Source organism: Agrobacterium larrymoorei (genome assembly GCF_005145045.1).
In the GTDB taxonomy this organism is placed as follows: domain Bacteria; phylum Pseudomonadota; class Alphaproteobacteria; order Rhizobiales; family Rhizobiaceae; genus Agrobacterium; species Agrobacterium larrymoorei.
Genome location: NZ_CP039693.1, coordinates 153,228 through 166,907, shown reverse-complemented (window position 1 = coordinate 166,907; position 13,680 = coordinate 153,228). Strand labels below are relative to the sequence as shown.

Sequence of the window (13,680 nt, the reverse complement as noted above, 5' to 3'; positions counted from 1 at the left end):
CTTCCAATATTTTGTTTGAGCGGCTTACTGGCTTTTTACCTGGTAGGACTTCAAATTGACCGGAGTCACCAGCTCGAAAGGCACCTTGATAAAGGTGGGTACGGTATCTCCATTCATGAGCTTGATGGCCGCCTCGACGCCCTTGGAGCCCTGTTGGGGCGCGTTTTGAAGGACACTGACATCGAGATCGCCCGCAGCCATCGCGTCAAGCGCGTCCGACGTCGCATCGATGCCGCTTACCACAACCTTGTCCATTTGCATGTTGTTTCGCTTCATGGCCCGGATCGCACCGAGTGCCATTTCATCGTTATTTGCGATCACGGCATCGAACTTAACGCCAGCCGTCAGCCATTCCTGCATGAGATCGTCAGCCTGGTCACGTGACCAGTTCGCAGATTGCCTCTCTAAGATGGCAATTCCCTTGCATGCATCGGTGGACAGAACACTATCGATGTCCATCGTGCGTGTGCGTGCGGCAGGATGGAAATACTCTCCGATCAAAACGACGGCTCTGCCTTTGCCTCCTAGAAGGCGACAAACCTCCTGGGTTTCCATCGTTCCGCTTTCGACTTCATCTGAAGCGACCACGGTCTGATGAGCAGGAAGCTCGGCAAAATTGACCGGAACATTGTTTACATAGACAACGGGTATGTTGGCGGTAGTGCCAATCTGAGAAATCTTTGCTCCGAGGTCGCCGTCCGAAAGGATCACGATCATTGCATCGACGCGGTCGGACGCCAGCTTACCGATCTGCTCCATTTGGCGCGAAGGGTCGCCACCAGCGTCTTCGACACGCAATTTCACGTCTGGCGTCTTATCGGCGGCAGTCTTGATGCCACCTAGCAAGCTGTGAAGAAAAGCATCATTCGCGTTGGCGATCGACACTCCGAGCGTCTTTGCCTCAACGCTCCCCATCCCCAACAACAGGATCGATGTAACAAATACAGATAATCGCATCTATGTAAGTCCCCTTTTACTCAGGAGAATTTAAACTACGCACGGTTAATTTATCCTTATAATTTTTTTTGCTATAACGATTATCCGAAGCACTAAACTACATTTCTCACAATATTTCTAAATAACAATTTCAATTTCTATTTAAAGGAATTTCCATTCCGAATAAACGACACATAAGTCTAAAATATTGACAAGCAATTATTTCCTCAAATGTAATTACTGGAAGCACAACTTTCTTTCCCACGAATTCTACAGAGATTTTGGAGGTTTCCGTTTGATCGATCAACGGCAACAACCGAGCCATAGTGATTTTATATTTCCGAGATCTCACGACAATTGGCCGAGGACGCTATCATTGGGACGAGGCGGAGCGGAGGTCTTAGCGGCGGTGAACTTTGCCACTGTTAAGGTTTCACTATAGGATAAAGTGTCTAGCAGTTCTCGATCATGTGTATCTGAATGGGAGTAATAAGGGAAAGAGGGCTTTCATCCCTACGGCCGAAATATGCGGCGAGCACCTCTACCGCGGTCCGCACCTCGGTTTCCGGATCCTGATCGATGATTGCGTCAATCATTCCATCCCTCATCAATTGACGACGGTCTTTCGTGAGCTCATGGGTGATGAAGATCACCTCTTTGTTCTTGCTAAGCTTCGTCATGGCATTGACTACCGTTTGAGCGCCCGCAGACGCATTATAGATGCCTCGTATGGCTGGATTTTTTCTCAACGCATTGAAGACGAGGTCACCTGCCATATCTCCGCGCTCCATGCTTTCGAGCACCTCGGTCACCTTGCACCGGGGATAGCGCTCACGCAAAACGGTGCGGAACCCTATCTCGCGCTCCTCATGGCCTATCATGCTAATCAAACCCGCGATGACGACAACTTCGCCGCCGTCCTCGCCAAGCAAACGTCCCATTAAATCGCCCGCGACACGGCCCGCTTTTTTGTTATCCGGCCCGACATAGGCATATCTTTCAGCATCGCGAAGATCGGTTACCAAGGTGACGACGGGCTTTCCACCTTGACCAAATGCCCTCAATGCCCCTGCAATTGCTGCATTTTGCGGACTGATTATGGCAAGTGCATCGCAGCGTGATGATAGGGAATTTATCAACTGTGCCGTCGCAGCAGGACGCAAATGGTTGATGTGGTACACTTGGAACTGAAGGTTATAGAAGGCGAAATCTCGATTTGCCGCCTCAAAATGATCTTGGACCAAAGCATGAAAAGGGTTTGACCTCTGCTGGAGTAGAACCGCAATGCGAAGCGTGCGCGAAGGCCGCTGGTTCAGCGCCCTGTCGATCTTGAGCTTGCGCGCATGCTCAAGCACACGGCGTTCTCGATCCTTGCTCACGCCGCCACGGTTGTTGAGTACACGGTCGACGGTCGACAGCGACACGCCCGCCGCAGATGCCAGATCCCGAGCCGTAGGTTTGCTCATTCGTTCATCTCCATTTGAAGAGATCTCTTCAAAAAATGACGTCTGCCATCGATAACATCAGGCTAGTTTGTCCACAACCCGTACGGAGGCATGACAGTACCGGGAAAAAAATGGGAGGCTATCAATGATCAATCTCGCTGTCTTCGGCGTGGGTCGTATCGGGCATGTGCACGCGATAAATGCGAGCGGCCTGGGCTCGGTGCGGATCAAATATCTCGTTGACCCGATCGCTGGTGAACATCAAGCACATCTTGCGGCCAGACTCGGTGCAGAAAGCGTTTCGGCAGACACGGTGTTCTCAGACTCGTCAATCGACGGTGTCATCATCGCCAGTTCGACTGATACACATGCCGAACTGCTCCTGAAAGCGGCTAAATCCGGCAAGGCCATCTTTTGCGAAAAGCCTGTTAGCCTGAATTTTGCGACTGTGGAGGCGGTCACCAATGCTGTAAATGCATCAGGCGTGTCCTGCCTTCTCGCCTTCCAGCGCCGCTACGACCCCGACTTTCGCTTCGTGCGCGATCGCGTTTTGAGCGGGGACGCGGGCACACTCGAGCACATCGTCATGCACACACGCGATCCGTCGCCACCTTCCCTCGCGTATATCGGCCATTCCGGCGGCATGTTCCGCGACCAGGCCATCCATGATTTCGATATGGCACGTTATCTTCTCGGTGAGGAGATAACGACCGTCTACGCGGTCGGCAATTGCCTGATCGACAAGGCGTTCGGCGATGCCGGAGATATCGATACGGCCATGGTGACGCTGACATCCGCATCTGGCCGGTTCGTGCAGATGATAAACTGCCGCCGCGCACCCTTCGGCTACGACCAGCGGCTAGAGGTGCTTTGCTCGAAAGAGGTGCTGTATGTGGAGAACCGCCCGCAGCGTGGCGTCACGATTGCAGACGTCAGCGGCTTTCGCGGCTCGCCACCGATGAATTATTTCATCGAACGTTTTGCGGCTGCCTATCGCGACGAGATGGCGGCCTTCGTCGATATGATCGAGACGGGACAAGTACCCCTTGCCGGCATTCGAGACGGACTTGAAGCGCAGAGGATTGCAGAGGCGGCGATTGTTTCCATACAGTCCGGAATGCCCATCCACATCGGACCAGACTGGCGACCTTAGTTACGTTTTTCGCAGGAGATTATCATGAAAGAAAAACTGTCGAATCTGCCGAACGGCGTTCGTCTTGCGGTAAGCCCGCTCTCCTGGGCCAACGACGTGCTAGAAGATCTGGGTGCCGACATATCGTATGAAACCTGCCTGGATGATGCAGCAAGTGTCGGTTATCAGGGGGTCGAACTCGGGCGCAAGCTGCCCCGCGACTCCAAGATATTGGCACCGCTTCTGAGTGATCGCGGGCTGGCTTTAGCCTCCGGCTGGCATTCTGGGAACCTCGCGGAACATGGTGTCGATGCAGAGATGGCAGCCGTGGCAGATCACGCCAAGTTGCTGCGCGACATGGGCTCGACAGTCATGGTCTATGGCGAAGTGGCCATGATGACACCCGGTGCTCCGCTGGATGCACGGATGTCCGCGCGACGTCTGATGCCGAAGGAAGATGTTGCCGCCTATGCAGCGCGACTGACAGATTTCGGCACGCGACTTGCGGGGGATTACGGTCTGGCGTTGGCCTATCACCATCACCTGATGATGGTGGCCGAAACATTTGATGAGATTTCCTCACTGTTTGACAATTCGGGCGCGTCCGTCGGACTTCTTCTCGACACTGGCCACGCCACTGCCGCAGGGTTCGACTACACCCGGCTGATTAAACGGTTTGGCGACCGCATCGCTCATATTCACCTGAAAGACGTGCGTGGGCGAGTGATGGCCGAAGTCCGCAGCGGAGATCTGAGTTTTAATGACGGCGTGCGGAGCGGCATGTTCACTGTGCCGGGCGACGGGATCATCGATTTTGCATCGCTAGCCACCTTCGTTCGGCAAAGCGGCTATCGTGGCTGGCTGGTTGTCGAAGCGGAACAGGATCCGGCACTTAACCCGCCACTCCCCGCCGTCACCGCTGCCTTCAACCACGTGCTTGACACTTTTGCCAATACCCCCGTTCATCAGGATGAAAATCATGAATAAGAAAACCCTCAATATTGGCCTGATCGGATCTGGCTTCATGGGTCAGGCGCACTCGGATGCCTATCGCCGTGCGGGTATGCTGTATCGCGATCTGCCTGCCATTCCTCGTCTCTGCCTTCTGGCGGATGCGACGGAAGAGCTTGCCGCCGATGCAGCCGCTCGATACGGCTACGAGAGAAGCACGGGGGACTGGCGCAAGCTGGTCGAAGACCCTGAAATCGACGTTGTCGACATCACCTCGCCGAACTCCATGCACCATGAGATGGCAATGGCGGCAATCGCCGCCGGCAAACACGTCTATTGCGAAAAGCCCCTTTCGGTAACGCTGGAACAAGCTGAGGAAATGGCCGCCGCCGCTAGAAACAAGGGCGTCAAGACCATGGTGGCCTTCAACAACATTAAAACGCCTGCCGCCATGCTGGCCAAGCAGTTGATCAACAAGGGTGACATTGGCACGCCAATGCGCTTCCGGGGCTGGTTCGACCAGGGCTTCTTCTCTGATCCTGAGCTGCCGTTTTCCTGGCGTTGCACACGCAAAGACGCCGGCTCCGGCGCTCTTGGCGATCTCGGCAGCCATGTGATCTCAGTCGCACAATATCTGATGGGCGATTTTGAAAGCGTAATCGCTCAAACGCAGACGTTTTTCCCGACACGGCCCGTTCCCCAGGGCGGATCGGGTTATGGTGCAAAGGCGGGCAGTGAAGCTCCGCGTGCGGTGGTGGAAAACGAGGACCAGATCCAGACGCTGGTTCGCTTCGCAAACGGCGCTGGCGGCACAATCGAAGCGTCACGCGTTGCGGCAGGAAAGGTGTTTGGCATTTACTGGGAAGTGTCTGGCACGGAAGGCACCATCCTGATGGACGGAGAGCGTTTCAACGAACTGAAAATCTCGCGCTTCAACGATCCCAAGCCGGACCGTGGCTTCAAGACGATTTATGCCGGAAGCCAGGTCTCGCAATTTTCCGCTTTCTTCGGCTTCGATTTCGCGGGTGGCGGCCTTGGTTACTTCGACGTCAAGGTTATCGAGGTGCGAGATTTGATCGAAGGCATCGTAAACGACGCCGACTGCTTCCCAAACTTCGAGTTCGGCCTTGCCAATGAGCGCATCATCGATGCCATGGAACTGTCTGTGGAAACAAAGACATGGCAAAAGATCCTCCGTTAAGCGACGGATATTCGCCCATCATGAAAGGATAAGGAAACATGTCTGTTCCCCAAGCCCTACCCCCCGCCCGCATCCGCCCCGTCATGGAAGCGCCACCTCTGCGGTGGGGCATACTGGGTTCAGGCTGGATTGCTGATAAGTTCGTGGAATCCGTCAAGGCGCATACTCGGCAGAACATTGCCGCCGTTGGGTCAAGATCTCGGACGACGGCGGAGGTCTTTGCTGCACGTTGGAATATTTCGGGCGTCTACGCCAGCTACGAAGCGCTTGTAACCGCAGACGACGTTGACATCATCTATGTCGCATCGCCGCACAACATGCATTGCGATCACGCATTGCTCGCCATCGAGGCGGGCAAACATGTGCTTGTCGAAAAGCCGATGGCACTCAACCTCGCGCAGGCGCGGACCATGGTGACGGCGGCCCGCCGCAAGGGCGTTTTCCTCGCGGAAGCGCTGTGGACCTATTTTCTGCCGAAATTCGATGTGTTCCAGCAGGTGCTGGATGCAGGCGTAGTTGGCGAAATACGGTCCGTCTATACCGAATATGGCGAGTATCTCCCCCGCGACCACCGGATTTTCGACGCGAGCCTTGCCGGTGGCCCATTGCTCGATTTGGGTACGTACCCGGTTTCGCTGCTGGCAAAACTACTTGGCGTGCCGAACAAAGTTGTAGGCCTCGGGGAGGCCGATCCTGCCGGGATCAATGGTCAGTTGTCGGCGGTTCTTGCCAACGCCAGGGGAGCGCTGGGCACGATGTCCACAACGCTCTACGGCTTCACCTCCACAAATGCTTCCATCGTAGGAACTAAGGGGTCGATCCGTTTCGAAACGGAATTCCACCTGCCCGGCCCATTCGAGGTCTGGTCGCTGGACGGGTTGGTCCGGCTTCGTTACGACGAACCGAGAGGCGCGCATTTCGAGGGCCTATTCTACGAAGCGGCCGAAGTTGCTTGGGCAATTTCCGAAGGGCGACTGGAAAGCATATACCGACCGCTAGAGGAGACGCTTGCCACGATGGAAACGCTCGATTCCATCCGCACTGCGATCAATATCTCATTTGCGAAAGCAGGGTTGGTCGAATGAGAATGGCCACTCGTTTATCAAAGCGCTAAACATCCGCGGCTATGCTCTATTCGGTTTACCAACACTTCAGTAAGCGCGATTGCCAGTGTTGGCATCAGAAACGTCGTAACACCAGTCCTGCCGAGATAAAAGCTAATCGATGCGAGATCTGCGTATGGATTAAGAGCAGAGTCCGCGATGGCGATGATCGGGACGTCTTTTGCCGCCAGAGCTAAAGCATTTGATCCGCTCTCATCATCGACCGACCGCGAGATAAAGATTACTGCATCGTGACTGGTTGCAAGCGCAAGAACATCATCGCCGCCGGTGATGTCCATCAATAACGTGGACTGGATGCGTTTTCGTATCAGCGCTTGCTGAAGTGCCACCGTCATTGGGAAAGACGAGCGTGATCCTTTAATAAAAACACAGCGGGCTCGCACCAGGATTTCCACCGCGCCGTCAATCTCAGCCGCGGTAACCATTTCACCGAGACCAGACAGAGCCTTGCAGCAGGCATCAATCGTTTGATCTAGGGTGTCGCCTGCGGACGAGCCGTCCTGGCCAATTGATTTCCGGCCTATGGCTTCACCGTGCAGTGAAAGTTTTTCTCGAATGCTTTGTCGAAAGATCTCTTGCAGCGCACTGAAGCCATCGTAGCCTAGTAACTGCGCGAACCGCATCACGGTCGAGGGTGTAACTTGCGCAGCTTCCGCTATTGACGCGACTGAGCCAAGTGCAACTTCGTCCGTATTATCGATCAAATAGCGCGAGACCTGGGCCAGGCGTTTGGGAAATGCCGCGTGTTTGACTTGAATCAGAGCACGTAGGCTGTCGATATCGACAGGAGGATTCGGTTGTTGTTTGTCCATCTTATTGGCAGGCACCGTTCATCAATTCACGTTGAGCGCCGCTTTCTAAAGCGGAATGTGAACGCGAGCTTTAAAGTTTACCCGTAACAAACTGGGCAATCCCTCCCCCGAAAGACCAATCGTCATCCGTGTTCTCTACGAACGAAACCATGATGTCAGACGGTGGGATGGAACAGTCTGACCCCAAACGAACCGCAAGGTTTCGATAAAAAGCCAACTTCTCGCTCTGCTCCCTGGGTCGTGAAACGACCTCGACGAGAACGAACTTGTCCGTCCGCTCGAAACCGAGACCCGTGTCCAGAGCATACATATGTGACGACTTATGTTCGTAGACGATCTGATATCGGTCCCGCTCCGGAACGTTGAAAGCAGCCACCATTACCTCGTGTATCGTGTTGAGCAACGATCTCAGTTCGGCTTTTGATCGACCTTTTCTCAGATTTACTTTGATCAGCGGCATAGACATTCTCCCATTCCAGCCGAGACTGCCATTTTGGATCCTGGCCTTTCATCTAGTGAGCATCGCGGTCCATGATCCACTGTACGGCTGGATCGGCCACGAAACGCCATTTGCGCAGGGGACCCGCCATGACGTTGAGGTAATAAAGTTCGAACCCATGCGGTGCGCCGCACGGATGGTGACCACGCGGAACCAGCACCACATCATGGCTCTTAACTGCAATCGTCTCATCGAGTGAGCCGTCGTCAGTGTAGACCCTTTGCAAGCCAAAACCCTGCTCGGGGTTGATCCGGTGATAATAGGTTTCCTCTAGGTAGGTGATCCGGGGGAAATCGTCCTCGTCGTGACGGTGGCTTGGATAGGAAGACCAGTTGCCTGCAGGCGTGAACACCTCCGTGACAAGCAAGCTGTCGCAATAATCCTCGTTTTCCATGGCGATATTATTGATGAACCGCTGATTGGCGCCGACACCACGCGGCGTCAGCGTGATGCCGTCCGGGCCGATACGTCTTGCCTCGTGCCCGCTGATACCTGGAGCGAGGCAGACGCCGATGGTGCAATCAGTCGTCGCGGAAGCTTCCCACTGCTCACCATTAGGAACATAAAGGCAATGCGGAGGGGTTTTCTCGAAGACATTCATTCGCTCGCCTAGTTCGCCCCAGTCCTTGCCAGCGGCATTGAAGAGGGCTTTTCCTTCTACCATGACGATGATGACTTCCGAGTTCCCCGTCATTTCGCTAATGGCCTCGCCCTCACGCAAGCGATAAAGGCTGAAGCCGACATAGCGCCAGCCGGCGGATTGCGGCGTGATCTCGTGAACCTTGCCGTGCGTACCAAAGGGACTGCGCTTGAGAATGCTCATAACGACTTCCTATGCGGTTGTTTTGGCGGTAGATGTGTCAAGCCCGGCATCGCGCGCGCCAGACTTCAGCGCTTTCAGACCCATATTTTGATAATGGAACGGTTCGCGCACTTCACTGTCCTGCTCGGCCTCGATCACCAGCCAACCGGAATAGCGGTTCTTGGCGGCAATCTTGAGTACCGGCGCAAAATCCACGCAGCCTTCCGGGTCGCCAGGGACGGTGAATACGCCCAGACGAACGCCGTCGAGGAACGACAAATTCTCCACGCGAACACGTTTCATGATTTCTGGCCGAATATTCTTGGCGTGGATATGCGTCACGCGGTCCATGTATTTCGCGGCGACACTTTCAGGATCTGCGCCGCCAAACGTGCAATGGCCTGTGTCAAGTAGAAGGCGGGTGTAAGGCCCGGCCATGCGCATGAAACGGTCGATATCATCAGCACTTTCGATGATCGTTCCCATGTGATGGTGGTAGCCCATTTTGACGCCCTGATCGGAAGCGAACTTCGAGAGCACCTCGTAGCCTTCCGAAAAGCGCGTCCACTGCTCCTCGGTCATGATCGGCCGATCGTTGACAGGCGTTCCTTCGCTTCCGTGGACGGTGTTGGAGCATTCGCAGGCATTAATATGGTCGCCGCCCGCGGCCTTTGTCATGTCGATAAACGTCTGCAACGCGGCCTTCTCGGTCTCAATATCATTCACAAGAAGATTGGTGGAATGCCAACCGCCGACAAAACGCAGGCCGAACTCGCCAAGCTTGGCTTTCAACGCCGTGCCTTCGCTTGGCATCTTGTGACCCTTCTCAATGCCATCGAAGCCGATCTTGCGGCAATCCGACAAGCAATCCTCGAGTGATAGATGCGCGCCAATAGTTTGATCGTCATCATTCGACCAGGCAATGGGGTTTGTTCCGTAGAGTATCATGGTCTATCCTTTCGGGCAGTCGAAGGGTATCAGTTGATGCGCTGTCGAGCTGCATTCGCCTCGTAGTGCTTGCGGGCCAGTTTAAGCTTTTCGGTATTACCGACTTCAGGCACGGCAACATCCCACCAGGCACCACCGATACCGGCCCCTGTTTCCGCCTCCGTATCTATGACGATCACCGATGGAATGGAGCGGTCTCTTGCCAGAACGATCTCGGCTTCCAACTGCTCGATATTGCTGGCCTTGACCGCATAGGCGCCCATGGAAGCCGCATGTGCCACAAAATCGATGTCTGGCTGCGTTTCGATGTTGCTGTCTTTGTACATGTTGTTGAACTCGGCACCGCCGCATTCTTGCTGGAGACGGTTGATGCAGCCGTAACCACGGTTATCCGTGAGGACGATCGTGAAAGGAACGTGCATCATCACGGCTGTGGCGATTTCCGAGTTCGCCATCATGTAGGAGCCATCCCCAACGAAGCAAACCACCTCTTTTTCGGGTGCGGCAAGCTTAATGCCAAACGCACCTGCGACTTCGTAACCCATGCAAGAGTAGCCATACTCCATGTGATATCCGCTAGCGGCGGAGCGCCATAGAACTTGCAATGCACCCGGCATGGTTCCGGCCGCGCACATGGCGACCGTCTGCGGTCCAGCAACTCTTTGCACGGCGCCGATAACCTGAGCGTCGGACGGCAGAAAATTGGGTGCGGGCGTAACCGGGGCAGCGGTTACAGCATCGGACGCCTTGAACCACGCGTCCCGCGCCGCGAAATCGGGGTCGGCAAAGCGGTGAGAACCAAGCGCGTTTGAAATTCGTGACAATGCAATCTTTGCGTCGCAAACCAGTGGAACGGCGCCATGCTTGGCTGCGTCATAGCCGGTGAGATTGACCGAAACGAGTTTGCGCGTAGGATTGCCGAAGATTGCCCAGCTGCCGGTGGTGAAGTCCTGAAAACGGGTGCCGATACCGAGGATGAGATCCGCCTTTGCCGCAATCTGGTTGCCGCAATCGGTACCGGTGACACCGGGTGAGCCGAAGTTCAGCTTTTCCTGCCAGTCGATTGCTCCCTTGCCAGCCTGCGTTTCCACAACGGGAATATTGTGATTTTTCGCAAATTCGAGCAGATCGTTCTCAGCGCTGGAGTAAATCACACCGCCGCCTGCAACAATCACAGGGTTGTTGGAGACCTTGATTGCCGCGACGACATCATCCACTTCGCGCGGGTCAGGCTCCGGTCGGCGAATACGCCATACTTTCGGCTCGAAGAACGATTGCGGATAATCGTAGGCTTCGGCCTGTACGTCTTGGCAAAATGCAAGCGTCACAGGGCCGCAATTGGCCGGATCCGTCATCACCTGCATTGCCCGAGGCAGCGCGGTCAGAAGATGTTCGGCACGCGTTAAGCGATCGAAATAGCGGCTGACGGGCTTGAAGCAGTCCGTCACGCTCATTGTGCCGTCGTCGAAATCCTCGATCTGCTGAAGAACCGGGTCCGGCCGGCGATTGGCGAAGACATCTCCGGGAATGAAGAGAACAGGCAGGCGATTGACATGGGCCAAGGCCGCAGCGGTCAACAGGTTGGTTGAGCCAGGTCCGATGGACGACGTGACAGCCATCGCTTTTTGGCGGCGTTTGGTCTTCGCATAGGCGATTGCTGCATGCGCCATTGTCTGCTCGTTCTGTCCACGCCAGGTTGGCAACGCATCACCAATCCCGTGAAGCGCTTCTCCGACGCCGGCAACATTGCCATGACCGAAAATGGCCCATACACCCTCAAGGAAACGCTCCCCATCTTCGGTCATCTGCACGGAAAGCCAGCGGAACATGGCTTGCGCTGCGGTGAGGCGAATGGTCTCCGTCATATCATACCCTTCCCTGCGACGGTAACGCCGCGTCATTGTCTTGGCTTGCGATGCGCGCTTCTTGCCAGATGGTGCACAGCCGCCGGTAGCGACCCTGCATGTCCTCGATTGCTTGTTCGTCAGAAATCGTCCCGGCCAGCCAGTCACGGGCGGCCTGAGCGAAAATGGTGCGTCCTACTGCAAAACCCTTTACCAGCGGAAACTCGGCCGCAACTCTGAAACTCGCGGCGAGATCGGCTTCTGGCGCTTCGAGCCCGAGAACGACAATGCCCCGCGTATTCGGATCATTGTCGGCGATTGCGTTGCACGCCTTTTCCCATGCCGCTCTGCTTGCCATCGGTTCCAGCTTCCACCAGTCCGGATAGATGCCAATGTCATAGAACCAGCGGATCAGCGTGGCGTTGGTGTCGTCATCGACAGCGCCAACCTTTGACGGAATGATTTCTAGCAGAAACTCAAGGCGGTTGCGCCTTGCTGCGGCAAAAAGCCTCTTGATCGTTTCCTCATGGGAATCGAGGATATCAGACGTATCGTCAGGATGGCAGAAGCACAGAACCTTCACGACATTTTCCAACGGCCATTCGTCTAGTCCACCGAAGTCAGGGCCGATTTCTGGCTCAAGTGTCAAAGGACGCGATGCTGGCCATTCAACGGGCCGCCCGATCCATAGGCCTGTGCCAGATGATGCCTGCAGCGCGCGGCGGCCCAGGCGGTTGTCGCATAAAATGCCGTAGCCGGGCTGTCCGTTTTGCACCTTGAGCGCAGCCTGAAGGCACAGTTCCTTAAAACGGCCGATCTTCTGCGGCGTGGCACCAGCCATAGCTTCCAGTTGGACCCGATGATCGAACGCGAAAACCTGCATCGTTGACCAGTCATTGTGACGGTTGGTCGCCCAGTGGATTTGCTCTAGTTCGGCATCGTGACGCAGCGCCTTTTGCTTGACGCCCCGTTTGAGGAAGAAATCGAGTTCTTGGAGCGAGGGATAGGCTGGTGTGCATCCGTGGCGGCTGACCGCGAATGCACCGCAGGCATTGGCGTATTCGAGCGCGCGTGGCCATGGTGCGTTTTCCAGCCAGCCCTTGATAAGGCCGGACATGAAACCGTCGCCCGCGCCCAGCACGTTGAAAACTTCGATTGGATAACCCGGACCGCTTTCACCTTCGTCGAGCGTATCGGGAATAGCGCCCTTAAACGCGACGGCTCCATCGGCCCCGCGTTTGCAGACAAGGGTTGCTTTCGACACATCGCGCACGGCGCGCAGAGCCTTGATCGTGTCGGTCGAGCCGCCTGCAATATGAAACTCCTCTTCGGTGCCGACAATGAGGTCAAACAGGTGAAGCGTCGCCTGTAGTTTGGCCGTGACTGAGCCGCTTTCCACAAAACGGCTCTCACCATCGCCATGGCCCGCCAGACCCCAGAGGTTCGGTCGGTAGTCGATATCGAGCGCGGTCCGTGCGCAATGCTTGCGCGCCAACTCAAGTGCCCTGAGCACGGCCTTCTCGGTGCGGGGATGGCTCAGATGTGTGCCCGTTGCCACCACCGACAGTGAACGGGCTATCAGCGCCTCGTCAATATCGTCTTCGCAAAGCGCCATGTCAGCACAATTTTCACGGTAGAAAATAAGCGGGAACTTCTCTTCGTCACGAATACCGAGCAAAACCAGCGCTGTAAGTCGCTCAGGGTCAGTCTTCACACCCGTGACATCGACGCCTTCGCGCGCGAGTTCTTCGCGAATGAAACGGCCCATATGCTCGTCACCGACGCGCGTAATGAGAGCAGAACGCAGACCGAGGCGGGCGGTGCCTGCAGCCATATTGGTCGGAGAACCGCCGATGTATTTCTTGAAAGATCCCATATCCTCCAAACGGCCTCCGATTTGAGCCCCGTAAAGGTCAACGGAGGATCGTCCGATCGTAATGACATCCAGTGACTTATTCATAGCATTCTCCGGCATCGCGGCAGTTC

The 13,680-nt window shown here is 55.5% G+C and carries 12 protein-coding genes; 4 read left to right on the top strand and 8 right to left on the bottom strand.

Translation table 11 applies throughout. The features are described from left to right. Positions 1 to 24 precede the first annotated feature (24 nt). Positions 25 to 957: a substrate-binding domain-containing protein gene (locus CFBP5473_RS21890; RefSeq protein WP_027676784.1), complete on the bottom strand. Its 933-nt coding sequence runs from the start codon at positions 955 to 957 to the stop codon at positions 25 to 27. 431 nt (positions 958 to 1,388) lie between these two features. Next, complete coding sequence (locus CFBP5473_RS21885; RefSeq protein WP_027676783.1) at positions 1,389 to 2,402, bottom strand: LacI family DNA-binding transcriptional regulator; 1,014 nt, start codon at positions 2,400 to 2,402, stop codon at positions 1,389 to 1,391. Positions 2,403 to 2,526: 124 nt separating this feature from the next. Here CFBP5473_RS21885 and iolG point away from each other — a divergent pair, with 124 nt between their 5' ends. The 4 genes from iolG to CFBP5473_RS21865 are packed head-to-tail and all read left to right on the top strand — an operon-like array spanning position 2,527 to position 6,750. Then, positions 2,527 to 3,534 carry an inositol 2-dehydrogenase gene (iolG, locus tag CFBP5473_RS21880; RefSeq protein ID WP_027676782.1) on the top strand — a complete coding sequence of 336 codons (1,008 nt, stop codon included), beginning with the start codon at positions 2,527 to 2,529 and terminating at the stop codon, positions 3,532 to 3,534. Positions 3,535 to 3,558: 24 nt separating this feature from the next. Next, entirely contained in the window at positions 3,559 to 4,500 is a 942-nt protein-coding gene (gene iolE / locus CFBP5473_RS21875) for a myo-inosose-2 dehydratase (protein ID WP_027676781.1), read from the top strand. After that, positions 4,493 to 5,665, top strand: coding sequence for a Gfo/Idh/MocA family protein (locus CFBP5473_RS21870; RefSeq protein ID WP_027676780.1), 1,173 nt, complete (start codon positions 4,493 to 4,495; stop codon positions 5,663 to 5,665). Before iolE (CFBP5473_RS21875) ends, CFBP5473_RS21870 begins: the two co-directional genes overlap by 8 nt. A gap of 38 nt (positions 5,666 to 5,703) precedes the next feature. Then, positions 5,704 to 6,750 carry a Gfo/Idh/MocA family protein gene (locus CFBP5473_RS21865; protein ID WP_027676779.1) on the top strand — a complete coding sequence of 349 codons (1,047 nt, stop codon included), beginning with the start codon at positions 5,704 to 5,706 and terminating at the stop codon, positions 6,748 to 6,750. 17 nt (positions 6,751 to 6,767) lie between these two features. Here CFBP5473_RS21865 and CFBP5473_RS21860 read toward each other — a convergent pair whose 3' ends face one another. The 6 genes from CFBP5473_RS21860 to CFBP5473_RS21835 form a co-directional block, all read right to left on the bottom strand. Then, positions 6,768 to 7,601, bottom strand: a complete 834-nt coding sequence (locus CFBP5473_RS21860; protein WP_027676778.1) for a MurR/RpiR family transcriptional regulator — start codon at positions 7,599 to 7,601, stop codon at positions 6,768 to 6,770. Positions 7,602 to 7,671: 70 nt separating this feature from the next. Beyond that, positions 7,672 to 8,061: a tautomerase family protein gene (locus CFBP5473_RS21855; RefSeq protein ID WP_027676777.1), complete on the bottom strand. Its 390-nt coding sequence runs from the start codon at positions 8,059 to 8,061 to the stop codon at positions 7,672 to 7,674. Positions 8,062 to 8,113: 52 nt separating this feature from the next. Continuing rightward, positions 8,114 to 8,923 carry a 5-deoxy-glucuronate isomerase gene (gene iolB / locus CFBP5473_RS21850; protein ID WP_027676776.1) on the bottom strand — a complete coding sequence of 270 codons (810 nt, stop codon included), beginning with the start codon at positions 8,921 to 8,923 and terminating at the stop codon, positions 8,114 to 8,116. 9 nt (positions 8,924 to 8,932) lie between these two features. Next, the gene (gene iolE, locus CFBP5473_RS21845; RefSeq protein ID WP_027676775.1) at positions 8,933 to 9,850 is read right to left on the bottom strand and encodes a myo-inosose-2 dehydratase; all 918 of its coding nucleotides are present in this window, start codon (positions 9,848 to 9,850) and stop codon (positions 8,933 to 8,935) included. A 29-nt stretch (positions 9,851 to 9,879) separates the two neighbouring features. Then, positions 9,880 to 11,715, bottom strand: coding sequence for a 3D-(3,5/4)-trihydroxycyclohexane-1,2-dione acylhydrolase (decyclizing) (gene iolD / locus CFBP5473_RS21840; RefSeq protein WP_027676774.1), 1,836 nt, complete (start codon positions 11,713 to 11,715; stop codon positions 9,880 to 9,882). Position 11,716: 1 nt separating this feature from the next. Continuing rightward, positions 11,717 to 13,654: a bifunctional 5-dehydro-2-deoxygluconokinase/5-dehydro-2-deoxyphosphogluconate aldolase gene (locus CFBP5473_RS21835; protein WP_037171620.1), complete on the bottom strand. Its 1,938-nt coding sequence runs from the start codon at positions 13,652 to 13,654 to the stop codon at positions 11,717 to 11,719. Between the last annotated feature and the right edge of the window lie 26 nt (positions 13,655 to 13,680).